Below are 25870 nucleotides of genomic sequence, written 5' to 3'. Positions count from 1 at the left end.
ACCTCACAAAAATTGTGAGGTTTTAAAATCTATATATCGTAATAATGCCAATTACATCTTTACATCGGCAGTAGTATCGTAATTAAATAAATAATCGACATCCATTTCTTTAATTTCTCCTAATTTACTTAAGGCTTTAAAATCGATATCTTTTTTATTACCAATAACCATGACATTGTAATTTTCGCCTTTAATATTTTTATTAAAGAAATCACGCAAATCACTCATTTGCATAGATTTGATTGTATTATACATCGCTTCTCTGTTATCGTTTTCTATACCTAACTTTTTCAAGTTTTCATAACTCCAGAAAATACTCGCTTTTGTAATACGTTGCGCAGAAATTTTCTTTAACGCAGCATCTTTGGCCGCCTCAAATTGTTCTTCAGCTTCTGGCATATCACTCATTAACGTCATCATAGCCTCTATCGCTTGTTCCATTTTATTGGCTTGTGTACCTATATATGCTTTTACGTAATTAGATTCTGTTTTTCTATTAGCCGTATCGTAATTAGAAAATGCTGAGTACGCTAAAGATTTAGATTCTCTAATTTCCTGAAATACAATAGACGACAGTCCACTACCAAAATAAGCGTTAAAAAGTCCTGCCGCTGCAAGATTTTCTGCATCAAAAGGTTTTCCCTTGGCTAAAAACACCATTTCCGATTGAACCATATCATAGTTTACAAAATATACATTCCCTCCAGTTTCTTTTTCGACGTAAGTAGTCGCTTCAGGATAATCCTTTAAAGGCGTTATTAATTGATGTTCCTTGTTTAATGCCGTTACAGCCTGATCTAAATCTTTACCATAATAAAAAATGCGCTGTTTATAATCTTTTAAGCCTTTAACAATATCCACCAATTCTTGCGGATCTTGTGCCTTTAACTCGGAAGCCTTAAGAACATTTCTTAAACGTGAATTCTCGCCATACTGACCATAATTAACTAACCCATTCCATAAAATATTACGTTTTTGAGTCTTACCGTTTTGTCTTCCTTTTAAAATCTTATCTACATAACTTGCATAAGCTTCTGGATCTGACTTTGCATTACTCAATAAATTCTCAAGTAATTCTAATCCTTTTGGTAAGTTTTCTCTTAAACCACTTAAACCAATATAAGACACATCACTCCCTGCACTAACATAATAGTTTATACCTAGTTTATAGAACTCTTTCTTAACATCTTCGGCCGACAAGCTATCGGTACCTAAGTATTCTAAAAATCCAACAGCTACACCTAATCTTTTATCGTTATCCGTTCCCATATCAAAAATGATATTTAGGTTGAATAAATCGTTTGTTGCATTTTCTATAAACGACACTTTAACACCGTTATCTAAAGCTGTTTCCTTGATAGCAGATTTATAATCTACAAATTTAGGCTCTAGAGCTTCCGCTTCTATATCCTGAAAATGATCTAGATATTTAGAGCTTTTGTCTCGGTTTAAATTTACTGGTGTAATTCCAGGGTTTTCAACTTTAACTACAGTACTATCTTCACCTTTTCTTTTATATACAACCACATAATTGTCTTGGTAAAAACGATTCGCGAAATCTACTAATTCTTGTTTCGAAATTTTTCTTAATTCCTCTAAAAACTGAACTTTATCAGACCATTTTTCTTGATGAATAAACGCATTAAAATAAGCTGAAGCTAAGGCTGTACTATTTTCATATTGTTTTGTTTGCGTTAGTTTTAAGTCGTTTATAGTCGCTTCAAGCAACCACTCATCGAATTCTCCTTTTTTAAGCTTATCTATTTGGGCGAAGATTAAATCTTTAACATCGTCTAAACTTTGACCTTCTTTCGGACTTCCATAAAATTGTTGTAATCCGTAATCGTTTAAAAACATGGTATAACTTCCCGCTCTCTGTACCAATTGCTTCTGATTTAAATCTAAATCTATCAAACCAGCTTGGCCATTAGACAAAATCATATTTGCGAGAGTAACGAATTTCTCATCTTCAGACTTTATTCCATTAGATCTATAACCTATTGCAATATTTTCTGCTGTTGGGCCAAATACTTCTCTTACTTTAGGTGTTGTAATTGGTTCTTCGGTTGGAAGTGTAGGATGTACTACATCTTTCTTCTTTAATTTACCGAATGTATTGTTTACTTCTTGTATGGTTTTATCGAATTCTAAATCTCCAACCAATACCATAGCCATATTATTTGGCACATAATACGTGTTGAAATAATTATTAATATCGACTAAAGACGGATTTTTTAAATGATCTGAAATACCAATTGTTTGTTGTTGTCCGTAGGGATGTTGCGGAAATAAACCATCTAACATGGCCGTATAGACTTTTCTACCATCGTCGTCTTGCGTTCGGTTGAATTCTTCGAAAACAGCTTCTAGTTCGGTGTGGAATAATCTTAAAACCAATTTACTAAAACGATCGCTCTCTAAAGTCAGCCATTTGTTTAACTCATTAGCAGGAATTTTGTTTTTATATACAGTTTCTTCAAACCAAGTATGTGCATTTGTTCCTGTGGCTCCCATACCGCTAACCATTTTATCGTACTCGTTAGCTACGGAATAGTTTGAAGCCTCTAAAGATACTTCGTCTATCTTTTTATAGATTTCTAGTTTCTTAGCTTCGTCTTTTTCTGCACGATGTGCTTCGTATAAATCGGAAATTTGTTTAATATATTCTTTTTCTTTTTCCCAATCTAAGGTTCCAATTTCGTCGGTTCCTTTAAAAAGCATGTGTTCTAAATAGTGAGCTAATCCTGTAGAATTACTAGGATCGTAATTAGAACCAGCACGCACAGCTATGTAGGTTTGAATTTTAGGCTCGTCTGTATTCTGACTTAAGTATACTTGTAATCCGTTTTCTAAAGTATATAAACGTAATCCTGTAGGATCGTTATTTACCACTTCATAAGAAAATCCATTTGCGTCTTTTTTCACTTCTGACTTCACTGTTTTGTTAGTATCATCGGTATTGTTTTGCTTGCATGCTATATTTAAAGTAGCAAGAAAACAAAGCATAACCATGAGTTTAATTGGTTTCATATTCATAATTTAAAAATTAAAAAATCCGTTAACAAATTACTGTTAACGGATTTAAAACTTATAATATTATATTTTTTTTAACAGTACGAATCTGCTAAAAATCTTTAGATTTTAAGCTAATTGTGCTAAAACTTCAGCTACTTTTTTACCAATTTCTGCAGGAGAGTTCACCACGTGAATACCACATTCTTTCATAATTGCTTTTTTAGCTTGAGCAGTGTCATCACTACCACCAACAATAGCACCAGCATGTCCCATTGTACGTCCAGCAGGAGCAGTTTCTCCGGCGATAAAACCTACAACTGGTTTTTTACTTCCACTAGCTTTGTACCAGTGAGCAGCATCTGCTTCTAACTGACCTCCAATTTCACCAATCATTACAACTGCTTCGGTTTCTGGATCGTTAATTAAAAGTTCAACAGCTTCTTTAGTCGTTGTTCCAATAATTGGATCTCCTCCAATACCAATAGCTGTAGTAATTCCTAAACCTTGTTTTACAACTTGGTCTGCAGCTTCGTAAGTTAATGTACCTGATTTAGACACAATACCTACAGTACCTTTTTTAAATACAAAACCTGGCATAATACCAACTTTAGCTTCTTCTGGAGTAATTACACCTGGACAGTTTGGTCCGATTAGGCGACAATCTTTACCTTTAATATATGCAGCAGTTTTAATCATATCTGCTACAGGAATACCTTCTGTAATAGTTATAATTACTTTAATACCAGCATCGGCAGCTTCCATAATAGCATCGGCAGCAAAAGCGGGCGGTACAAAAATAATTGTAGTATCTGCACCTGCTTGATCTACAGCATCTTTTACTGTATTAAAAACAGGTCTATCTAAATGTGTCTGACCACCTTTACCAGGAGTAACTCCTCCTACTACGTTTGTACCATATTCAATCATTTGTCCAGCGTGAAAAGTACCTTCACTACCAGTAAAACCTTGAACTATTATTTTCGAATCTTTATTTACTAAAACGCTCATTTTTGTTTGTTTTATTTATTTAAAAGCTTTACAAATGTAAAGTTTTAACAATTATCTTTTATATTTTTTTTCTACTTTATTTAAAAATATTGAGCTTAATCAAGCCCATGAAAAATTATTGATTCTCTTTTAATTTTTCAATTATTTTAGGAAGTTGTCTTAACATAGCAAATTCCTTTAATTTATTCCTAGATTCTTCTATAGGAGTTCCGAAATAAGTTTTACCACCGGCTACCGATTTGGTAACTCCAGTTTGTCCCATAATTACAGCCTTCGCTCCTATTCTAATCCCACTCGTTGTTCCTACTTGTCCCCAAATAGTCACTTCGTCTTCAATCACAACACATCCAGCAATTCCCACTTGAGATGCGATTAAACATTTTTTACCAATTACGGTATCGTGACCAACTTGTATCTGATTGTCTAATTTAGAACCTTCTCCAATTATAGTATCTCCAGTAACCCCTTTATCTATTGTACATAATGCACCAATATGCACATTATCCTTAATTACCACACGTCCTCCAGATTTTAATTGGTCGAAACCTTCTGGTCTGTTTTTATAGTAAAAAGCTGAAGCTCCTAAAACTGTTCCGGCATGAATAATAACATTATCACCAATTACCGCATCATCATAAATACTTACGTTTGAATGAATGATACAATTTTTACCAATAGTTACATTATGCCCAATAAAACAATTAGGCTGAATAACAGTATGTTCTCCAACTGTAGCCGACTCCAGCATGCTTTTATTCGCACTTTGAAACGGTTTAAAAAACTGCGTTAATGTATTAAAATCTCTAAATGGGTCGTCTGAAATTAATAACGCCTTCCCTTCTGGGCAATCTACTTCCTTGTTAATTAAAACAATGGTTGCGGCAGATTGTAATGCTTTATCGTAATATTTAGGATGGTCTACAAACACAATATCTCCTGTTTCTACCACATGAATTTCGTTCATGCCTAAAACAGGAAAATCGTCTGCTCCCACAAATTTACAACCAATAATAGTTGCTATTTGTTTTAAAGTATATGTTTGAGGAAATTTCAAGATCCTTACTCTTTAACGCGTTCTTTGTACGTTCCCTTGTCTGTTTCTACCTTAATCTTATCACCTTCGTTAATAAATAAAGGAACATTAATTATAGCTCCAGTTTCTACTGTTGCAGGCTTAGTGGCATTAGTTGCTGTATTTCCTTTAACACCCGGTTCTGTAGCTGTGATTTCTAAAATAACACTAGCTGGCATATCTACTGAAAGTGGCATACCATCTTCAGAATTTATTAAGATGGTAACAACTTCACCTTCTTTTAATAAATCAGGACTATCTAAAGCATTAACATTTAACATAATCTGATTGTAATCCTCTACATTCATAAAGTGATACAAATCGCCTTCTGGGTATAAATATTGAAATTTATGTGTTTCTACACGTACATCGTCTAATTTATGTCCTGCAGAAAAGGTGTTGTCTATAACTTTACCTGTTGTTACACTTTTTAATTTAGTTCTTACAAATGCTGGCCCTTTTCCTGGTTTTACGTGTAAAAATTCAATCACTTTAAAAATATCATGATTATATCTTATACATAATCCATTTCTAATATCTGATGTTGTTGCCATTCTATTTTTTTAGTTTGATTTAAAATATCCTTTCATAATACCGCGTTGCGAATCTCTTATAAATTGAAGAATTTCGTCACGCTCTGGAGTAGCTTCCCACTCTGCTTCTATAATTTCTACTGCTTGAGTATTATTATAATTTTTTTGATATAGTACACGATAAATATCCTGTACTTCTCTTATTTTTTCTGTTGTAAACCCTCTTCGTCTTAATCCTACAGAATTAATTCCCACGTAAGATAAAGGTTCTCGAGCCGCTTTAACAAACGGAGGTACATCTTTTCTAACTAAAGATCCTCCGGTTACAAAGGCATGGTTTCCTACCGAACAAAACTGATGCACAGCTGTCATTCCCGCTAAAACCACATAATCTCCAACAGTAATATGTCCTGCTAAGGTACTGTTATTAGAAAATATACAATTTTTACCTACGATACAATCGTGAGCAATATGGCAATAGGCCATAATTAAACAATTATCACCGATAACTGTTTTCATTCTATCAGTTGTTCCTCTATTGATAGTGACACATTCGCGAATGGTAACATTGTTACCGATTATAGTTAATGTGTCTTCGTCTTTATATTTAAGATCTTGAGGCACTCCTGATATAACTGATCCAGGGAAAATATTACAATTTTTCCCTATACGAGCACCTTCCATAATGGTAACATTACTTCCAATCCAAGTTCCTTCTCCAATGACTACATTATTATGTATTGTTGTAAACGGATCGATAACTACATTTTTTGCAATTTTCGCTCCAGGATGCACGTATGCTAATGGTTGATTCATGTGATGTTTTTTATTTTACTTTAGAAATTTGAGCCATTAATTCTGCTTCTGCACATAATTTTCCGTTGGCATAAGCATAACCTTGCATATGGCAAATTCCTCTACGAATTGGAGTAATTAAATCACATTTAAAAATTAAAGTATCTCCTGGTACTACCTTTTGTTTGAATTTTACTTTATCAATTTTCATGAAAAAAGTAAGGTAATTTTCTGGATCTGGAACCGTACTTAAAACCATAATACCACCTGTTTGAGCCATGGCTTCAACAATTAATACACCTGGCATTACGGGAGCTCCTGGAAAGTGACCGGCAAAGAAAGGTTCGTTCATCGTTACGTTTTTCATACCGATAACTCCTGTTGCCGAAAGTTCAAAAATTTTGTCGATAAGTAAGAATGGTTGTCTGTGAGGCAACATATCCATAATCTGATTAACATCCATTAATGGTTCTTGAGACAAATCTACGTAAGGCACATTGTTACGTCTTTCGTTTTTAATAATTTTAGACATTTTTTTAGCAAACTGCGTGTTTACAAAATGCCCTGGTTTATTAGCAATTACCTTACCTCTTATTCGCGTACCAATTAACGCTAAATCGCCAATAACGTCTAATAATTTATGTCTTGCTGCTTCGTTTGGATGATGCAACGTTAAGTTATCTAGAATTCCATTTGGTTTAACTGTAATAGAATCCTTTTTAAAAGCAACTTTTAATTTTTCCATAGTCTCTGGAGATAATTCTTTATCTACATAAACTATAGCATTATTTAAATCGCCTCCTTTTATTAATCCATGCTCTAAAAGCATTTCTATTTCGTGTAAAAAGCTAAATGTTCTTGAGTCTGAAATGGTGTCTTTAAAATCTGAAATCTGATTTAAAGTTGCATTTTGAGTCCCTAAAACTTTGGTTCCAAAATCGACCATAGTCGTAATTTGGTATTCTTTAGCTGGCATAAAAAGAATTTCGCTACCTGTTTCTTCATTTACAAAAGAGATAACATCTGTAATTACATATTCTTCTCTAAACGCTTCTTGTTCTATAATTATAGCTTTTTCTAAAGCTTCAACAAAAAACTTAGAAGAACCATCCATAATTGGAGGCTCTGCGGCACTTAGCTCTATTAAAACATTATCGATATCTAAACCTACTAAAGCGGCTAAAACATGCTCGCAAGTTTGGATAATGACTCCATTTTTTTCTAAACATGTACCACGTTCAGTATTTGTTACATAGGTCGCATCTGCTTCAATTACCGGCGTTCCTTCTAAATCCATACGTTTAAAAGCAAAACCGAAATTTTCTGGAGCAGGCTTAAAAGTTAAGGAAACATTATTACCTGTATGTAATCCAACACCATTTAATGAGACACTATTTTTAATGGTTTTTTGTCTGATTTCTGTAGTAACTATTGCCATTATTTTTTTTCTATTTCGTTTAATTGTTTAACTATTTTCGGTAAATTTTTAAAGTGTACATACGACTTACTAAAATCTCCAATTGCAAAAGCTGGTGATCCTTGTAAAATTTCACCATCCTTAATACTTTTATTTATTCCTGATTGCGCCTGTATTTTTACATTATTACCAATAGTAATATGTCCAACAATCCCAACTTGTCCACCAATCTGGCAGTTCTCGCCAATTTTAGTAGACCCTGCAATTCCGGTTTGAGCGGCTATCACTGTGTTTCTTCCAACTTCAACGTTATGTGCAATCTGTATTTGATTGTCTAATTTCACACCACGCCTAATAATTGTAGATCCTAAAGTTGCTCTATCTATAGATGTACCCGCTCCAATATCTACAAAATCTTCTAAAATCACATTTCCTATTTGTGGCACTTTATCGTATTCTCCAGATACATTTGGTGCAAAGCCAAAGCCATCGGCACCAATAACACAACCCGAATTAATAACACAATTGTTACCAATAACGGTTTCTGAATAAATTTTAGCTCCCGAAAAAAGGACTGTATTGTTTCCAATACTTACATTATCACCAATGTAGGCATTTGGATATATCTTTACGTTATCTCCTATTTTTACATGTTCTCCTATATAAGCAAATGCACCTATATAAATATTATCGCCATGGTTAGAAGATTCAGCGATAAATGAAGGGGTTTCAATCCCAACTTTATTCATCTTTGCCGAATTATAAAACTCTAATAATTTTGAAAATGCTTTATACGCATCACTCACTTTTATAAGCGTTGTATTAATATCATGTTCTGGCTGAAATGTATTATTTACAATAGTTATGGATGCTTTTGTAGTATATATATAATGTGTGTATTTAGGGTTCGCCAAAAAAGTTAAGGCCCCTTCTATACCTTCTTCAATTTTAGATAAGGTTGAAACTTCTGTGTCAGGATTACCAACAACTTCTCCTTCTAAAATCCCTGCTATTTGTTCTGCTGTAAATTTCATCGTGGCAAAAATAGGAAAAATGTCCTAAAGTTTAGCTTTAGGATAACATATATAATATTTAGTCACCGGTTTTGAAAGTGCTTTTAGGTTTAATTGATCCGACGCTTTCACAATATCTTCTATCTTACCCGACTTGTGTAAAATCTTAATTTGCTGACCGTTTTGCTGATACGCTTGGTTTGTAATTTCACCCTTAAACACAAAATAATCGGCTTCTGCTTCGCTAATATTAAAAGCAGCCATCATTTCTATTTCCTTAGATTTTAACTCGCTTTTCTTTATTTTTTTCTGTTTCACCTTGATTTTGAGTAAATCTCTATTCAAAATCATTTCACAAAGGTTACGAAGTACAAAATCGTCATGATATTGCCATTCTTTCATGGCCGAAATAATATCATAATCGTCTAACTTAGAAAAGGTCTCTAAAGTAAGTGTATCAAAATTAGTGGCGTTAATTTCTGTTTTTAAGAAATACGACAAAGCGCGACTGGCTAACAAGTCTACATTATTATGAGATAATTCTTTAGCGCGTTTTAAAACACGAATTAGTAATTGTTCGGCAACCACGCTTGTTTTATGTAAATAAACTTGCCAATACATAAGTCGTCTTGCTACCAGAAATTTTTCGACACTGTAAATGCCTTTATTTTCTACCACCAATTCATCGTCTACTACACTTAACATGGTAATTAAACGTTCACTATTAATATTACCTTCCGCAACACCTGTATAAAAACTATCGCGTTTTAAATAATCGGCGCGATCCATATCTAATTGAGAAGAAATTAACTGGCACATAAAGTTTCTGTGGTATTCCCCTTTAAAGATAGAGATGGCTAGCGTTAAACTTCCGTTAAATTCGTCGTTCAGTTTTTCCATGAAAAGCAACGAAATCTGTTCGTGAGAAATCCCATTTACAATACTATGTTCCATAGCATGAGAAAACGGACCGTGACCAATATCGTGTAAGAGAATCGCTATATTTAAAGCAATCTCTTCGTCGTCCGAAATGCTAACCCCTTTAAAACGAAGCACATTAATCGCTTTCTGCATTAAATGCATACAACCTATCGCATGATGGAATCTTGTATGATGAGCACCTGGATATACCAAATAAGACATCCCCATTTGGGTAATTCGTCTTAAACGCTGAAAATATTTATGCTCAATTAAATCGAATATTAAAGAATTAGGTATAGTAATAAATCCGTAAATTGGATCGTTTAATATTTTAAGTTTATTCATCTATATAGTTTAGAAATGCTTAAGATGATCTTCTAAAATGTTTAAAAAATCACAATAATATTACAAATATAACGATATGAATAACATAAATATACTTTGGGTTGATGATGAAATTGATTTACTTAAACCGCACATACTTTTTTTAGAGAAAAAAAACTACAACGTTACTAAGTGTAACAGTGGTACTGAGGCACTTGAGGTATTAGAAGGTAATAAATTTGATATAGTTTTTCTTGACGAAAACATGCCAGGATTAACTGGTCTCGAGACATTAAACGAAATTAAAGAAATGGACCATACTCTTCCCGTGGTCATGATTACCAAGAGTGAAGAGGAATACATTATGGAAGAAGCAATTGGAAATAAAATTGCCGACTACTTGATAAAACCCGTAAACCCGAATCAGATCTTATTAAGTTTAAAGAAAAACTTAGACCACTCTCGCTTAATCTCAGAAAAGACAACCTCAAACTATCAGCAAGAGTTTAGAAAAATTGCGATGGATTTAATGTCTGTTAATAGTTTTGAAGAATGGTCTACCTTATATCAGAAATTGGTGTATTGGGAAATTCAATTAGAAAATATAGAAGATGCTGGCATGTTCGAGATTTTAGAATCTCAAAAAACCGAAGCCAATGCATTATTCGGAAAATTTATCGCTAAAAATTATGCCGATTGGTTCGAGCCTAACACCGAAGCTCCTACCATGTCGCACACCTTATTTAAAAATAAAGTGGTGCCAGAATTAAGCAAAGAACAACCTACATTACTTGTGGTTATAGATAATTTGAGATACGACCAATGGAAATCGTTCGAGCCTTTTATTGCTCCTTATTATAAGAAAGAAACCGAAATACCTTTTTATAGTATTTTACCTACCGCAACGCAATATGCCAGAAATGCAATTTTCTCTGGATTGATGCCTAGCGATATGGAAAAATTACATCCAGACTATTGGAAAAACGACACAGACGACGGTGGAAAAAATTTATTTGAAGCCGAATTTCTACAAGCACAAATGAAGCGCTTAGGGCTACAAAACCTAACCTGCGAATATCACAAAATTACCAATCTTAAAAACGGTAAAAAATTAGTCGATAATTTTAAAAGCCAGAAAAATAACGACCTTACTGTTGTGGTGTATAATTTTGTAGATATGCTTTCGCATGCTAAAACAGAAATGGATGTTGTAAAAGAATTAGCCTCTAACGATAAAGCTTACCGCTCTTTAACCCAAAGTTGGTTTAAGAATTCTCCGCTTTTTGAAATTATTCAGCAAGCGCAACAACTGGGTTTTAAATTAATACTCACTACAGACCATGGTACCATTAATGTAAAAAACCCGTCGAAGGTTGTGGGAGATCGTGATACCTCTTTAAATTTAAGATATAAAACCGGAAGGAGTTTAACGTACGACTCTAAGGATGTATTAGAAATTAAAAATCCCAAATCGGTGCACCTACCAAGTATTACTATGAGTAGCTCTTTTATTTTTGCTAAAAGCGATTTCTTTTTTGCATATCCTAACAACTACAATCATTATGTAAGTTATTTCCGAAATACGTATCAGCATGGAGGAGTTTCTTTAGAAGAAATGATTATTCCGTTTGTGGTACTCAATCCGAAATAGAGCTGTTTTTAGTGTCTTTTTACCACACTCATAAATCATATATCCCTAGTGATTTCAAATTTTATTACTTATAATTGCACCGTTATGCTATGTTAAAAATGAAAGAATATCATATAAATGATTTAGAGGATGTTGCCAAGTCAATCCTAGAAAACGCAACATCAAAAACAATATTGTTTTATGGAGAGATGGGCACTGGAAAGACTACTTTAATTAAAGCCTTAGTTAAAAAATTAGGTTGCGAAGACGACGTTAGTAGTCCCACCTTTTCGATTGTTAACGAATATAGTATAACAGATGGTTTAGTTTATCACTTTGATTTTTACCGATTAAACGATGAAGAAGAAGCGTACAACTTCGGCATTGAAGATTATTTAGATTCTGGCGCTTGGATATTTATAGAATGGCCTGAAAGGGTTCAGAATATCTTGGAAGACGAACCTTGTAATCGTATAAATATCGATCGTATAGATTCGGAAACTAGAACATTAACATTTAATATTGATTAAAAATTCGGTGCTTTAGCAGATAAAAAAACTAAAGATTTAGTGAATAACAATAATAGTACGGTTTTCCCGTAATGCACTTTGTCCAAAACAGCTGATTTTAACATAATTTTAACAAATGGGCCAAAATTCAATTAACACATTCGATATCTTTGAAGTATTAATTAATTAAATCCCTTAGAATTATGAAAACTAAAAAGTATTTAATCGCAATTGCAATTTTTGGAGGCATGTTTTTTACTGCTCAAGCAACTAACTTAATAAACTTAAATGAGCAAGAAGCACCACAAATTGAAAAATGGAGAATTAAAATTCCAACTCACGGATAAAAGAAGTCTAATAATAGGGAGTATAATTGCTACGTTTATAGCAACTACTCCCTATCTATTTTATTTATACGAAAATGTTCCACAGCAAAAAAATTGGAGTAACTTTTTATTTACTTACGAAAGCAAATTTTACGGTAGTATAGACGTTGTTGCGTGGACTATTACAGGAAAATTAATACCGTTACTTCTGCTAACTTTATGGTTTTTTACTTGCCGTCACTGGTGGTACCATGTACTTTTAGTACCGATAGCGATGTATGCTTTTCAAATATTTACTGTAATAAATGATGATATACAATATGTAGATAGTAATCAAATATTTTATTTGTTACCAATTATGGCAATCATAATTCCATCTATATATCTAATTAGAGCCCAGATATTTAATCAGGTAAACACAGTTAATAAAACGTTTCAAGAACTTGAAGACGAATTTAAACTGTCGCCTAAAGGCTTTAAAGACAAGATTAAAGATTATTTTTAAATTAAGATATATGCAATCAAATTATTATTTGTAATTTGATTGCATATTATTTTTTGTAACAAAAACATGTCTAAATCATTTTCTCCGTTTACCCATCAGCAGTTAATCCCACAAGAAGAAACGCTTGAAGTTTTTAAAAACAAAGGCAATTTATTTATAGGTATCCCCAAAGAGTCTGCCTATCAAGAAAAACGGGTATGCTTAACTCCCGATGCTGTTTCTGCATTAGTTTGTAATGGACATCGTGTTTTAATGGAAGCTGGCGCTGGTTTAGGAGCTAATTTCACAGACAAAGATTATAGTGAAGCAGGTGCTGAAATTACAAAAGATACTGCCAAGGTATTTTCATGCCCGATGATTCTTAAAGTCGAGCCGCCTTCCCTAGCACAAATAGATCTAATTAATCCCCGCACCATTTTAATCTCTGCGTTACAGTTAAAAACTCAAAATAAAAAATATTTTGAAGCTTTAGCCACAAAGCGTATCACGGCTCTAGCCTTTGAATTTATTCGTGACGACGACGGTCATTATCCTGCAGTACGTTCTCTAAGTGAGATTGCCGGAACTGGAGCTGTAATTATTGCAGCCGAATTGCTCTCTAACCTTAGCGAAGGAAACGGATTATTATTCGGAAATATTTGTGGCGTACCTCCGGTAGAAGTAGTTATTATAGGTGCAGGAACTGTAGGCGAATTTGCGGCGAGAAGTGCAATTGGTTTAGGTGCAAACGTGAAAGTTTTTGATAACTCTATTTCTAAACTTAGACGCATACAAACCAATTTAGGGCGTCCAATTTACACATCTACTGTACAACCAAAAAATCTTACCAAAGCATTAAAACGTTGCGACGTGGTAATTGGAGCCGTAAGAGGAAAATCTAGATCACCAATTATAGTAACAGAATCCATGGTGCAGTCTATGAAAAAAGGCGCGGTGATTATGGATGTAAGTATAGATATGGGTGGTTGTTTTGAAACTTCAGAAGTTACTTCTCATAAATTCCCCACTTTTAATAAGCACGGTGTAATACATTATTGTGTTCCTAATATTCCTGCCCGATTTGCTAGAACAGCCTCAATATCAATAAGTAATATTTTCACTCCCTATCTTTTAAAGATTGCTGAAGAAGGTGGTTTAGAAAATTCTTTAAGATTTGAGAAAGGTTTAAAAAATGGGTTGTACTTTTATCACGGTATTTTAACAAATCGTTCTGTTGGTGAATGGTTTGATTTAAAATATAGCGATATTAATCTCTTAATTTTTTAAATGACACTTATACAACGTATTGGGTATTATCTTGGAGGATTTTCTCTAGGACTTATGCTTTTAGCTTTTTTTTTAAGCGGTAAAAAAACATCTTGCAGTTACGGGTTAGACGCCCGTGTAATTAAAAATATTAACACAAAACAAATTGTATATAGCGATTCTGCCAAATCTATTATTCACGACAAGCAGTTGGATACCATTATTCTAAATCATGTTTTAAGAAAAGGTGATGTCGATTTCTCAAAAAGTGAAACGACTACAAAACCTTGTAAAACATATTATTTAGACGGAACATTAAATAAAAAGTCCATTGCCCTAATAGTTAAAAATTGTGAAGAAACGGCTACTATACAAGATATTCAAATATTAGACTAAAGGTTATAAAACTAAAAAGACTGTTTAAGTAAACAGTCTTTTTAGTTTTATATTATATTTTTATTGCCTTCTTCTCTTTTTCTCTTTAGACAACAGGTTAAGTTCCCTTCCTGTTTGCCCTGCCACCGAAGTGTTTTCTTCTGCCCGTCTAATTAAATACGGCATAACATCTTTTACTGGACCAAAAGGAACGTATTTAGCTACATTATAGCCATGGTTAGACAAGTTAAAGCTAATGTGATCACTCATCCCGTACAACTGACCAAACCTTACGCGTTTATCGGAATTTTCAATTCCTTTTTCTTTCATTAAATCCATAAGATAATACGAACTCAATTCATTATGCGTTCCATTAAAAATAGACATATCGGCCAAATTATCCATCATATATGCCACGGCCGAATTAAAGTTTAAATCTGTCGCTTCTTTACTTTCGCAAATAGGTGTTGGATACCCTTTTTTCTCTGCCCTTTCATTTTCTTTTTCCATATATGCACCGCGTACAATTTTATAGCCCAAATAAAATCCTTCTGATTTTGCTAGTTTATGTTGCGCTTTTAAAAAGTCTAAACGATCATGACGATACATTTGCAACGTATTAAAAACAATAGGTTTCTCTGTATTGTATTTTCGCATTAAATCGGTAATTAAGCTATCTGCGGCATCCTGCATCCAACTTTCTTCAGCATCAATTAACACAGAGACATCCCTGCTTTTAGCTGTTTTACAAACCGTTTCGAAACGATTTAATACACGATTCCATTCATCTGTCTCTTTATTAGTTAATGTTTCGTGTTTCCCTATCTTCTCATATAGCGCTATCCTACCAAAGCCTGAAGGTTTAAAAACCGCAATTGGAATGGATTTACGTTCTTCAGCAAAATTTATAATCTTTAAGGTTATCCTTAAAGCGGCATCAAACTCTTCTTCATTCTCTTTCCCTTCCACCGAATAATCCAAAACAGAACTCACACCTTTTTCATACATTTTATCGATAACGGGTAAGCAGTTTTCCTCACTTACTCCACCACAAAAATGGTCGAAAACCGTTGCCCTTATCAATCCTTCTACAGGTAATTTTGCTTTTATAGCAAAATGAGTAGCAGCAGTTCCAATCCGAACCAAAGGTTCTATTGAAATCATTTTGAAAAGAAAATATGCTCTTTCCAACTCTGAATCGCTTTTAAGTGCAAAAGCAATCTCAGTATTATCAAAAAGTGTGTTGTTATTCATTCAATTTCATAATTTTTGCAAATATAACGAAGCCGAACTTAGTTATTTCTAAAAAACTCCTTATTTTCACAGCTATTTTTTACATTAATTTTTATGAAAACTATAGATACTAAGACCTATAAAATTCACTTTAACTTAAGTGCATATAAACATATAAATAATTATATAGAAGACAGCAATCCTTCTACGATTTTTATTTTGGTCGATCAAAATACGCACGAATTGTGTTTACCGCATTTATTAGCCGAAATAAGTACCACTAGAACTATTGAAATCATTGAAATTGAAGCCGGCGAAATCAATAAAACCATAGAAACCTGTGTGGGTGTATGGAATGTGCTTTCAGAACTTGGTGCCGACAGAAAAAGTCTTGTTATAAATTTAGGTGGTGGTGTAATTACAGATTTAGGTGGCTTTGTAGCCTCTACTTTTAAACGTGGTATTGCATTTATTAACATCCCTACTACTCTATTATCTATGGTAGATGCATCGGTAGGTGGAAAAACAGGAGTGGACTTAGGAACGCTTAAGAACCAAATAGGAGTTATTAATACTCCAGAAATGGTAATTATAGATTCTACTTATTTAAAAACCTTAGCACAAAGCGAAATGCGTTCTGGTTTAGCCGAAATGCTAAAACATGGTTTAATTCAAGATAAACTATATTGGGATAAATTTAAAGACCTATCGCTATTAGATATGGATAATTTAGATGAATTGATTTACGAATCTATCCAAATTAAAAAACATGTAGTAGATATAGATCCTAGAGAAAACGGATTAAGAAAAACACTAAACTACGGACATACTATTGGTCACGCTATCGAATCTTACTACTTAAGTCATCCTCATAAAAAAGATTTACTGCACGGAGAAGCTGTTGCCATTGGAATGATTTTAGCGTCTTATATTTCTACAAAACTATCTGGATTAAGCGAAGCTGAAAACACCGAAATTAAAGACGTTATAAATAGCATTTACGACTATGTTGAAATTAATGAATCGGATTACGAAAAAATTATAGAGCTTCTAAAGTACGATAAGAAAAACTCGCATGGTAATATAAATTTCGTACTTCTTACAGCTATTGGAGATACTAAAATTGATTGTTTAGTCTCTAATGAATTAATTATAGAGGCGTTAAATTATTATAACTCTACGTATTAGTTCAAAATAATTTGTAAATTTAGTAATCTCAAAAGAAGCATTTCTTAACAATACTATTAACCATCTAAAACCAATTCTAAGATGAGAAAAGTTATTGTAGATTATAAAAAACTTACACCTGAAATTTTAACCAAATTAACCGAAATATTTCCGGATGGTTATGGTGATCGCGACATTATTACATTCGATAATCACCGCAATGAAACAATCGAAGCTGTTGAAATAAGGACAGACGACACCATTTACTTAGTAAAAGTGAGTTCTAAGCTACACTATACTATGGCTAATTTTAATGTTAATGAAGAGGTAGAACTAAATAGCTTGGGACATATTATTGTAGATTACCCAACCGACACTATTTTAGATAAAGACAGCATTTTAAATAACGAAGAAGAATAAAAAAAGCCGAATTATACAATTCGGCTTTTTTTTATAACGGATAAACAATTACAGTTCCTTAAAAATATAATGCATTAAACGCTTTTTATCGTTAATACTTTCTTCTAAAGAAATCATTGTTTCTGTTCTGTAAACGCCTTCAATGTCATCTATCATAAAAATAACATCTTTCGCATGAGCTGTGTTTCTAGCTCTAATTTTACAGAAAATATTAAATTTGCCAGTAGTAATATGCGCTACTGTTACGAAAGGTAATTCATTAATACGTTCTAAAACAAATGTAGTTTGAGATGTATTATTTAAGTACACTCCAATATATGCTATAAAAGAGTATCCAAGTTTCTTGTAATCTAATGTTAATGAAGAACCTTTAATGATTCCTGCATCTTCCATTTTCTTTACTCTAACATGGACTGTACCAGCAGAAATTAATAGTTTTTTTGCGATATCCGTAAAAGGAACTCTTGTATTGTCAATTAACATATCAAGAATTTGGTGATCTATTTCGTCTAATTTAAATTTTGCCATTTCTATACTTTTTGTTCTTTACAGCAAAAATAATACATTTTTATGTATTAATCTTACCAAATTATTAAGGTTTTCACAATTTTAGTAAAAATTTATCAGCTCCAATCGTCACGAAATCGTTTTCGACTCCTACTTTTAAGGGTTTTCCATCGGCACCTAAAACTCTCATTTTGTTAGCATTAACCTCTTTGTGGCCATAGTAATTTGCACCCAATCCTAAAGCTTCAATTTTTGAGAAAAATGCAATTTTATTGTTAATTAATTTTTCAACAAAAAGCACTGCAACATCTAAAATTTCAGGATTTTCCTCAGTACCAACATTCGCGTCTCTAATAATGATGTCGTAAAAACATTTATCATTCTCAGGAATATTGAAATAATCGTTATAACTTTCTCCTAAAACGTCGTGTTGTGCAATGTAATTAAATGCGGTCAAGTAAGAACTAAAAATATAAAAACGAGTCTGCTCTCTTTCATAATCATTTTCATAATGACCAGCTTCAAACAAAATAGTGGGTACGTTTAACGATTGAAAACTATCCCCTACACAATTAATATTAAACGAATCGTCGTAACGCCCTACTTGCCCTGGGATTAATTGCTGTAAAGTCCTATTCATTTCAGCAATAATGTCCATACCAACCTTTCTAGAGTCAGTTACAGTACGCTCTTCGTCTTGAGAAGGCGATAAAAAAGACACCGTCGCTACCTTATTAGTTGTACCTGCACTAAAAATAGTACGCTGTCCGTGTAAATTAAAACAGTAATGCGGTTTAAAAGCATTAAAAGCCGCTCTTAATACCTTACTTTCTGGCTGAGATAATGTTTGAGCATCTCTATTTAAGTCGATATCGATAGCATTTAATCGCGTATATGCTTCTGCTCCGTCAGGACTTAAAATAGGTATAATATAAAAGGTACACGCTTCCTTTAAATTTTTTAGAGCTTGATTAGGATGTTTAAGTGCATTAATAAAATCAAAAAGCGCCTTAGTGGTTGTCGATTCGTTTCCGTGCATTTGAGACCAAAGCAACAATCGTTTTTTTCCTGTTCCAACTTTAATGGCCGAAATGGGTTTACCTAAAACAGATTTTCCAATTTCCGAAACTTCAAAATCAGGCTCGGATTTAAGAGCTTCTAAAAGTGGTGTAATATGTAAATTGGTAATGTAGCGACCACTTAATAGCGACTCTTTATTTGTCTGATAAAGACTGGTGATTTCTGTAATATTCATAACATTTTTATAGGTATACAAATGTAAACAATTAATTATTTACAAATGTAAACAGTAAAACCGCATTTGTTTGTATACAATTATATACAGTTTTTATAGCAAATTAATAGCGTCTTTAGTTTGATATTGGTTTAATTACATAGCACTCTAATTTTAATATTTAAATACTGTATATCAGATATTTAAACATACCTATTTAAAGTGATAAATTACAACAAATATCACTATTTGTTTACTAATTACAATTGATATCATTCTTTTTATTACATTTGTAACCACAAACACAGCCGTAATTAGTTTACAATGATAAACAGTGATGAATTTACAAAACGCTTACAAAAAGTGATTGATTTTTACGGGGAGTCCGCGTCCTCCTTCTCCGAAAAAATTGGCGTGCAACGCTCTTCTATTTCTCATATTTTATCTGGTAGGAATAAACCCAGTTTAGATTTTGTAATGAAGATTTTAACCACTTATCCAGAAGTTGAATTGTATTGGCTGTTAAATGGCAAAGGCACTTTTCCTGCCGAAGCAAAAGAAAGTCATACCCCCGACTTATTTTCGAATGAGGAAAAGCCGATGCCGGAGATAAAAGAATCGCATCAAGCAACCACGAATTCCATTCCTAACCAGGCGCTAAATTCTGACCCCTCAAAACAAATTGAACGCATCGTTATTTTTTATACAGACGGAAGCTTTAAAAACTTTGAGAACTCCATTTAAGTTCACTATTTTTGCACAGAATTTTCACACCTCTATCCTATGAAATATGTAGTTCTGTTTTTTCTTGCTGTAATGCTAGTGAGTTGTTACGAAGTAGAAAGAAATTGCACTGATTTTAAAACTGGACACTATTTTAGTGAAATCAATATCGACGATTCCATTTTTAAATCGGAGTTTAATAGAAACGATACGTTACAAGTAGAAACTTATCAAGGAAAAGTAGACTCGTCTGAAGTACGCTGGGTAAACGACTGCGAAGTTATTTTTAGAACTATCAATCCTAAAAACCGCATTGAACGTAAAGACATTCATCTTAAAATCTTAACAACAACGGATTCTTCTTACACTTTTGAATATTCTTATGTTGGTGAAGACCTGAAACAAAAAGGTACAGCATATCGTGCCAATAAATAGATGATTGATTATGCTTAGTATTAAATTATTTTATACTGTAGCATTTCTAAATATGTTTTGTTTTCCACTTTTTAACGCTTTTACAAACGTTAATCAGGACTTTTTGTAGGATGTAGTAATGTCAGTCCAATTAAAGTTTAGTAGCGCTTAAAAATACTGTTCTGAATACCATCATCCTTTTATTTTGATTTACTCTTGCCGAAGTGTGTTCTGGCGCTTTGCTGTAAACCAAAAAGGAATAAGAAATAAGGCATTAAAACCGATCCTTAAAAACACGATCACTTTCAATTAGCTAAAGTATTATATACATTTAGAGCAAGCATTATATTTTAAGAAATATAGATGACTTGCTCTAGTTATATATTCTGCCGTAGAAGCATTACAACGTACTTATGTTTTATTATTTAGAATAAAGTTGGCTGAGAATCATCGTCCGCTCCTTCCTTATTATCGTCGTCGCCAGTATTGTCCTCTGCTTCCGAATCGTCTAACATATCGTCTTCCGAAGTCTCAGAAGGTAATGGTTCTAATAAATTAATCTGTTTTACTTTATCCGTAGTCAACTGATTTCCTAAAGCCTTAATACCTTTTACTGCAATAAACTCTTCAAGGTTTACAATCTGATTTTCTTTCTGATCTTTTCCGCGTTCTTTTCCAAAAACAATCTCGACTACAGGATAATTATCGGTGGAAACAATTTCTAATTGTGACTTTTCGTGATCCGAAATAAAGACTTCTTCCTTGTTTTCGTTCTCGACTAAAAAGCGTTTCACATAGTAACGTTCTTTCTCTCCTTCAAAATAAACCGCAGAAACCGGTTTGTTTGGCTTCCATTTTTCTAGCACAATCATATCGCTATCAAAATGCACTGTAAGCTCAGGTAAAATGGTTTTAATTAAACCAGATTGGGTTATTATTAAAATGCGATCTTCACCTTTAAACTCTCCTAACAACTCTCCACGACCATCCACATTTAAACGTTGCACAGTATCGTCGAACCAAATACGTCTTGGTTTAAGCGTAGAAATCCCTTTCTCCTTAAGCTCAATTTTCTTCACAGGAAATTTACTTACTAGATTTCCTTTAGAGGCTCTCCCTTTTATAATGATATCTGAGAAATCTAAATCCCATTTCAACTTTTTAATACTTCCTACCTGACGCAATAATACCGTTACAACTTCGGCTTCTCCATTTGGATTTGCAGAAAAATATAAACATGTCGATCCTTTATTACCATTAGTTAAGTCGTATTCTTTATCTCGAGTTATGGCCGTAACCGCAAAACGTTTTACGTAAGTTGGACCTTTAGCACCATCGCGATAAATCATATTGTAAATAGTACGTTTATCTTTTTTCTTAAATATGGCTACGTGTATAATATCTTTCCCTACAAAGGTCTTAGAATCTACTTTCGTAATCATCATTATACCTTGCTTGGTAAAGACAATAATATCATCTATATCACTACAATCTCCAACATACTCATCGCGGCGCAATGATGTTCCTACAAATCCTTCTTCACGATTAACATAAAGCTTGGTATTTCTAATAATTACTTTAGTCGCATCGACATCATCAAAGATTCGGATTTCTGTTTTACGTTCACGACCTTCTCCGTATTCCTTTTTCAATCTCACAAAATACGCTATAGCATAATCGATTAGGTGTGCTAAGTGATGTTTTACTTCAGCTATTTGCTCATCTAAAGCATCGATTTTTTGTTGAGCTTTATCGATATCGAATTTAGATATACGTTTAATTCTTATTTCTGTTAATCGTACGATATCCTCTTCGGTTACCACTCTTTTTAAATGTGTCGTAAAAGGTTTTAACCCTTTATCGATGGCTTGAATTACACCTTCCCAGGTTTCTTCTTCTTCAATATCGCGATAAATTCTATTTTCTATAAAAATACGTTCTAAAGAAGCAAAATGCCACATTTCTTCGAGCTCGCCAAGTTTAATTTCTAATTCACTTTTTAAAAGCTGAACGGTATTATCTGTTGAGCGACGAAGCATTTCAGACACCCCAATAAATAAAGGCTTATTATCTTCTATAACACAGCCTAAAGGTGAAATAGAAGATTCGCAGTTGGTAAATGCGTATAACGCATCTATTGTTTTATCTGGTGAAATTCCAGCAGGTAAATGCACCAAAATCTCGACATCGGCTGCTGTATTATCTTCTATTTTTTTAATTTTAATCTTTCCCTTATCATTAGCCTTAAGAATAGAGTCTATAAGCGTAGATGTATTTGTGCCATAAGGAATTTCGGTAATGACTAAGGTATTTTTATCTAATTGCGAAATTTTAGCACGTACACGTACTTTTCCTCCACGCAACCCATCGTTATAATTTGTGAAATCTGCGATTCCCGCAGTTGGAAAATCAGGTAAAATTGTAAATCGCTTCCCTTTTAAATGCTTTACCGAAGCATCGATAAGCTCTATAAAATTATGAGGTAAAATTTTAGTAGATAACCCCACCGCAATACCTTCTCCACCTTGCGCTAACAGCAATGGAAACATAACCGGTAAATTTACAGGCTCTTTTCGTCTTCCATCGTAAGAGGCTTGCCACTCGGTAATTTTAGGATTATAAACAACATCTAAAGCAAACTTAGACAAACGCGCTTCTATATATCGCGAAGCCGCCGCACTATCGCCTGTTAGAATATTTCCCCAGTTTCCTTGGGTATCGATTAATATATCCTTTTGACCAATTTGAACCATAGCATCTGCAATACTAGCATCTCCGTGCGGATGATACTGCATGGTATGTCCAACAATATTGGCTACTTTATTGTAACGACCATCATCTAAATCTTTCATAGAATGCATTATCCTACGTTGCACTGGCTTAAAACCATCTTCAATCGCAGGAATCGCGCGTTCTAAAATAACATAAGATGCGTAATCCAAAAACCAGTCCTTAAACATTCCATTTACCTTAGTAATGGTTTCTTGACTTTCTGGCTGATTACTATTTAATTCGTCACTATCGTTTTCAATCATTAATAATTAAACTTTATTTGATGTTATTTTTTATTATTTTACTTAAAGATTGTCTAACGTATTTACGTTTTCTTCGCGTTACTAAACTTATATTAAAACGTTTCTTAACGCTTTTTCTTCCTTCTTTTTTAATATACAGAACTAATTCCCTGTACACTATATAATTAATAATTTTAAAACCGACTAATTCTTCCTTCGCAAACTCAACGTTATGTGATCTGTAGTTAAACCTTTCGGATAACAACAAACCTTTATTAGTCACTATAACCTTATCACCATCACTATCATATTCAAAATATTTAGCTATTAAATATACAGCTAAAAACAGAGCTGCGAAAACGGCTAGTATAATGATGAATGTTAAACCTGCATTATTCGTTATATCTTTAAAAGCACTAAAAACGGTAGCCATAACAACGGCTAAAACAATTAATATAAAGTATACCGAAATTATCGTGTTTTTTACTGATCCATTATCCGTTCTCATTTTTTTCAGCGACTAAATCTATTTCGACTTTTAGATTATTGATAATAAATTTCTGACGTGTCGGGGTATTTTTTCCCATATAGAATTCTAACAATTCCTCTATAGACATATCTTTGTCTAGCATGACAGGTTCCAAACGAATATTTTCACCAATAAAATGCTTAAACTCGTCTGGAGAAATTTCCCCCAATCCTTTAAATCGAGTAATTTCAGGTTTTGGCTTAAGCTCGTCTATGGCATTTACTCGCTCTTGTTCTGAATAACAATATATTGTTTTCTTTTTATTTCTAACCCTAAATAAAGGCGTTTGCAAGATATACAAATGTCCTTCTTTTATAATTTCTGGAAAAAACTGAAGAAAGAATGTAATGAGCAACAATCTAATGTGCATCCCATCTACATCGGCATCGGTAGCGATTACAATATTGTTATATCGTAAATCTTCCATAGATTCCTCTATGTTTAACGCTGCCTGAAGCAAATTAAATTCTTCATTCTCGTATACAATTTTCTTACTTAAGCCGAAACAGTTTAAAGGCTTCCCTTTTAAACTAAAAACCGCTTGTGTATTTACATCTCGAGATTTAGTAATACTTCCAGATGCAGAATCTCCCTCTGTAATAAATAAAGTCGATTCTAAATTTCGTCCGTTTTTGATATCTCCAAAATGCACACGACAATCTCTTAATTTTTTATTGTGAAGACTCGCCTTTTTAGCTCTGTCTTTTGCTAATTTTCGTATTCCAGATAATTCTTTACGTTCCCGTTCTGCTTGAAGAATTTTACGTTGTATTCTATCTGCGGTTTCAGAATTTTTGTGCAGATAATTATCTAAATAAGTCTTAAGAAAATCGTTTACATAGGTTCTCACAGTTGGCAAGTCACCTCCCATATCTGTCGATCCCAGTTTTGTTTTTGTCTGACTTTCAAAAACAGGCTCCATCACCTTAATGGCAATGGCTGTAACAATAGATTTTCGTATATCGGAAGCATCATAATTCTTCCCATAAAACTCACGGATGGTACGCACAACTGCTTCTCGGTAGGCCGCTAAGTGCGTCCCTCCTTGCGTTGTGTTTTGTCCATTAACAAACGAATGATACTCTTCGGAATATTGTGTTTTACTGTGTGTTAAGGCTACTTCTATATCGTCTCCCTTTAAGTGAATAATTGGATACACAATATCGCCTTCATTAATATTCTCGGCTAATAAATCTTTTAATCCGTTTTCACTATAAAATTTTTCGCCGTTAAAAACTATGGTTAAACCTGGATTTAGGTACACATAATTTTTAAGCATTTTAGAAACATACTCGTTTCTATATTTATAATTTTTAAATATAATTTCGTCTGGAACGAAAGAAACTTTTGTCCCTTTACGTCGTGTGGTTTCGTCTAAGAATTCTTGATTCACAAGATTCCCTTGCTCGAACTCTGCAGAAGCAGATTTTCCTTCTCTAGACGATTCTACTCTAAAATAAGACGATAATGCATTTACAGCTTTTGTACCGACACCATTTAATCCTACCGATTTCTTAAAAGCACGAGAATCGTACTTTCCTCCGGTATTCATTTTAGATACTACATCGACTACTTTTCCTAAAGGGATTCCACGACCGTAATCACGGACAATAACTTTACTTCCTTGAATGGATATTTCGATGGTCTTTCCTGCCCCCATTACATACTCGTCAATGGAATTGTCTAAAACCTCTTTTAGAAGAATATAAATACCATCGTCGGGAGAAGAACCATCGCCAAGTTTACCAATATACATCCCCGGTCGCATACGAATATGTTCTTTCCAGTCTAATGAACGTATATTATCTTCGGTATAATTGGATTGGTCTTGCATAGGTTTTTAATGATGAGATGCTAAGATACTATTTCGCCTTTAAAAATGAAACAGGAACAGCACTATTATTAACAAAAAAAGCCAATGTTTTTAACACTGGCTTTAAT

Annotated in this window: 24 protein-coding genes; 10 read left to right on the top strand and 14 right to left on the bottom strand. The window is 33.4% G+C overall.

What is annotated here, in order from left to right:
* Positions 1–51: 51 nt before the first annotated feature.
* The 8 genes from AC0UBM_RS02980 to AC0UBM_RS02945 all read right to left on the bottom strand — a co-directional run bounded on the left by AC0UBM_RS02980 (position 52) and on the right by AC0UBM_RS02945 (position 10119).
* Positions 52–3030 (bottom strand): M16 family metallopeptidase, encoded by a 2979-nt coding sequence (locus AC0UBM_RS02980; RefSeq protein ID WP_475687590.1) that lies wholly within the window; start codon positions 3028–3030, stop codon positions 52–54.
* Between the two features lie 111 nt (positions 3031–3141).
* A complete protein-coding gene (gene sucD, locus AC0UBM_RS02975; protein WP_414034613.1) occupies positions 3142–4023 on the bottom strand; it encodes a succinate--CoA ligase subunit alpha in 882 nt (293 codons plus the stop codon).
* Between the two features lie 115 nt (positions 4024–4138).
* The gene (locus AC0UBM_RS02970) at positions 4139–5077 is read right to left on the bottom strand and encodes a UDP-3-O-(3-hydroxymyristoyl)glucosamine N-acyltransferase (protein WP_434036113.1); all 939 of its coding nucleotides are present in this window, start codon (positions 5075–5077) and stop codon (positions 4139–4141) included.
* Positions 5078–5082: 5 nt separating this feature from the next.
* Positions 5083–5649 carry an elongation factor P gene (gene efp / locus AC0UBM_RS02965; RefSeq protein ID WP_414034615.1) on the bottom strand — a complete coding sequence of 189 codons (567 nt, stop codon included), beginning with the start codon at positions 5647–5649 and terminating at the stop codon, positions 5083–5085.
* Positions 5650–5658: 9 nt separating this feature from the next.
* Complete coding sequence (gene lpxA, locus AC0UBM_RS02960) at positions 5659–6444, bottom strand: acyl-ACP--UDP-N-acetylglucosamine O-acyltransferase (protein WP_414034616.1); 786 nt, start codon at positions 6442–6444, stop codon at positions 5659–5661.
* A 10-nt stretch (positions 6445–6454) separates the two neighbouring features.
* The gene (locus AC0UBM_RS02955; protein ID WP_414034617.1) at positions 6455–7861 is read right to left on the bottom strand and encodes a bifunctional UDP-3-O-[3-hydroxymyristoyl] N-acetylglucosamine deacetylase/3-hydroxyacyl-ACP dehydratase; all 1407 of its coding nucleotides are present in this window, start codon (positions 7859–7861) and stop codon (positions 6455–6457) included.
* Positions 7861–8874, bottom strand: coding sequence for a UDP-3-O-(3-hydroxymyristoyl)glucosamine N-acyltransferase (gene lpxD, locus AC0UBM_RS02950; RefSeq protein WP_475687589.1), 1014 nt, complete (start codon positions 8872–8874; stop codon positions 7861–7863). The genes AC0UBM_RS02955 and lpxD overlap by 1 nt, the downstream gene beginning before the upstream one ends.
* A gap of 24 nt (positions 8875–8898) precedes the next feature.
* On the bottom strand, positions 8899–10119 hold the full coding sequence (locus tag AC0UBM_RS02945; protein WP_475687588.1) for an HD domain-containing protein: 1221 nt from the start codon (positions 10117–10119) through the stop codon (positions 8899–8901).
* A gap of 76 nt (positions 10120–10195) precedes the next feature.
* On the opposite strand from AC0UBM_RS02945, the gene porX reads away from it, so the two are divergent.
* The 6 genes from porX to AC0UBM_RS02915 all read left to right on the top strand — a co-directional run bounded on the left by porX (position 10196) and on the right by AC0UBM_RS02915 (position 14709).
* Positions 10196–11749: a T9SS response regulator signal transducer PorX gene (gene porX, locus AC0UBM_RS02940; RefSeq protein ID WP_475687587.1), complete on the top strand. Its 1554-nt coding sequence runs from the start codon at positions 10196–10198 to the stop codon at positions 11747–11749.
* Between the two features lie 98 nt (positions 11750–11847).
* Positions 11848–12258 (top strand): tRNA (adenosine(37)-N6)-threonylcarbamoyltransferase complex ATPase subunit type 1 TsaE, encoded by a 411-nt coding sequence (gene tsaE / locus AC0UBM_RS02935; protein WP_414034621.1) that lies wholly within the window; start codon positions 11848–11850, stop codon positions 12256–12258.
* Between the two features lie 182 nt (positions 12259–12440).
* Positions 12441–12584, top strand: coding sequence for a hypothetical protein (locus tag AC0UBM_RS02930; protein WP_414034622.1), 144 nt, complete (start codon positions 12441–12443; stop codon positions 12582–12584).
* Entirely contained in the window at positions 12526–13068 is a 543-nt protein-coding gene (locus tag AC0UBM_RS02925) for a hypothetical protein (protein ID WP_414034623.1), read from the top strand. Before AC0UBM_RS02930 ends, AC0UBM_RS02925 begins: the two co-directional genes overlap by 59 nt.
* Positions 13069–13134: 66 nt before the next feature.
* Positions 13135–14334 (top strand): alanine dehydrogenase, encoded by a 1200-nt coding sequence (locus AC0UBM_RS02920; RefSeq protein WP_414034624.1) that lies wholly within the window; start codon positions 13135–13137, stop codon positions 14332–14334.
* Complete coding sequence (locus tag AC0UBM_RS02915; RefSeq protein WP_414034625.1) at positions 14335–14709, top strand: hypothetical protein; 375 nt, start codon at positions 14335–14337, stop codon at positions 14707–14709.
* Positions 14710–14769: 60 nt separating this feature from the next.
* On the opposite strand, the gene AC0UBM_RS02910 is transcribed toward AC0UBM_RS02915, so the two are convergent.
* Positions 14770–15942, bottom strand: coding sequence for a proline dehydrogenase family protein (locus tag AC0UBM_RS02910; RefSeq protein WP_475687586.1), 1173 nt, complete (start codon positions 15940–15942; stop codon positions 14770–14772).
* 93 nt (positions 15943–16035) lie between these two features.
* Here AC0UBM_RS02910 and aroB point away from each other — a divergent pair, with 93 nt between their 5' ends.
* Both aroB and AC0UBM_RS02900 read left to right on the top strand, forming a co-directional pair.
* Positions 16036–17109: a 3-dehydroquinate synthase gene (gene aroB / locus AC0UBM_RS02905; RefSeq protein WP_475687585.1), complete on the top strand. Its 1074-nt coding sequence runs from the start codon at positions 16036–16038 to the stop codon at positions 17107–17109.
* Between the two features lie 81 nt (positions 17110–17190).
* Complete coding sequence (locus AC0UBM_RS02900; RefSeq protein ID WP_475687584.1) at positions 17191–17508, top strand: hypothetical protein; 318 nt, start codon at positions 17191–17193, stop codon at positions 17506–17508.
* A gap of 48 nt (positions 17509–17556) precedes the next feature.
* On the opposite strand, the gene AC0UBM_RS02895 is transcribed toward AC0UBM_RS02900, so the two are convergent.
* Together AC0UBM_RS02895 and AC0UBM_RS02890 are read right to left on the bottom strand one after the other, a co-directional pair.
* Entirely contained in the window at positions 17557–18036 is a 480-nt protein-coding gene (locus AC0UBM_RS02895; protein WP_414034629.1) for an Lrp/AsnC family transcriptional regulator, read from the bottom strand.
* Positions 18037–18109: 73 nt separating this feature from the next.
* Positions 18110–19270, bottom strand: a complete 1161-nt coding sequence (locus AC0UBM_RS02890; RefSeq protein ID WP_475687583.1) for a M14 family metallopeptidase — start codon at positions 19268–19270, stop codon at positions 18110–18112.
* Between the two features lie 303 nt (positions 19271–19573).
* On the opposite strand from AC0UBM_RS02890, the gene AC0UBM_RS02885 reads away from it, so the two are divergent.
* Together AC0UBM_RS02885 and AC0UBM_RS02880 are read left to right on the top strand one after the other, a co-directional pair.
* Positions 19574–19993 (top strand): helix-turn-helix domain-containing protein, encoded by a 420-nt coding sequence (locus AC0UBM_RS02885; RefSeq protein ID WP_475687582.1) that lies wholly within the window; start codon positions 19574–19576, stop codon positions 19991–19993.
* 39 nt (positions 19994–20032) lie between these two features.
* The gene (locus AC0UBM_RS02880) at positions 20033–20407 is read left to right on the top strand and encodes a DNA topoisomerase IV (protein ID WP_414034632.1); all 375 of its coding nucleotides are present in this window, start codon (positions 20033–20035) and stop codon (positions 20405–20407) included.
* 404 nt (positions 20408–20811) lie between these two features.
* Here the strand turns inward: AC0UBM_RS02880 and AC0UBM_RS02875 are convergent, their stop codons facing one another.
* Genes AC0UBM_RS02875 through AC0UBM_RS02865 form a run of 3 tightly spaced genes read right to left on the bottom strand, consistent with a single transcriptional unit; the run spans position 20812 to position 25763 of the window.
* Complete coding sequence (locus AC0UBM_RS02875) at positions 20812–23421, bottom strand: DNA gyrase/topoisomerase IV subunit A (protein WP_475687581.1); 2610 nt, start codon at positions 23419–23421, stop codon at positions 20812–20814.
* A gap of 13 nt (positions 23422–23434) precedes the next feature.
* A complete protein-coding gene (locus AC0UBM_RS02870; protein ID WP_475687580.1) occupies positions 23435–23908 on the bottom strand; it encodes a hypothetical protein in 474 nt (157 codons plus the stop codon).
* On the bottom strand, positions 23895–25763 hold the full coding sequence (locus tag AC0UBM_RS02865; RefSeq protein ID WP_434036127.1) for a DNA topoisomerase IV subunit B: 1869 nt from the start codon (positions 25761–25763) through the stop codon (positions 23895–23897). Before AC0UBM_RS02865 ends, AC0UBM_RS02870 begins: the two co-directional genes overlap by 14 nt.
* Positions 25764–25870: the final 107 nt, after the last annotated feature.

The organism is Formosa sp. F44, assembly GCF_056238645.1.
This window is presented reverse-complemented; position numbering and strand designations above follow the sequence as displayed.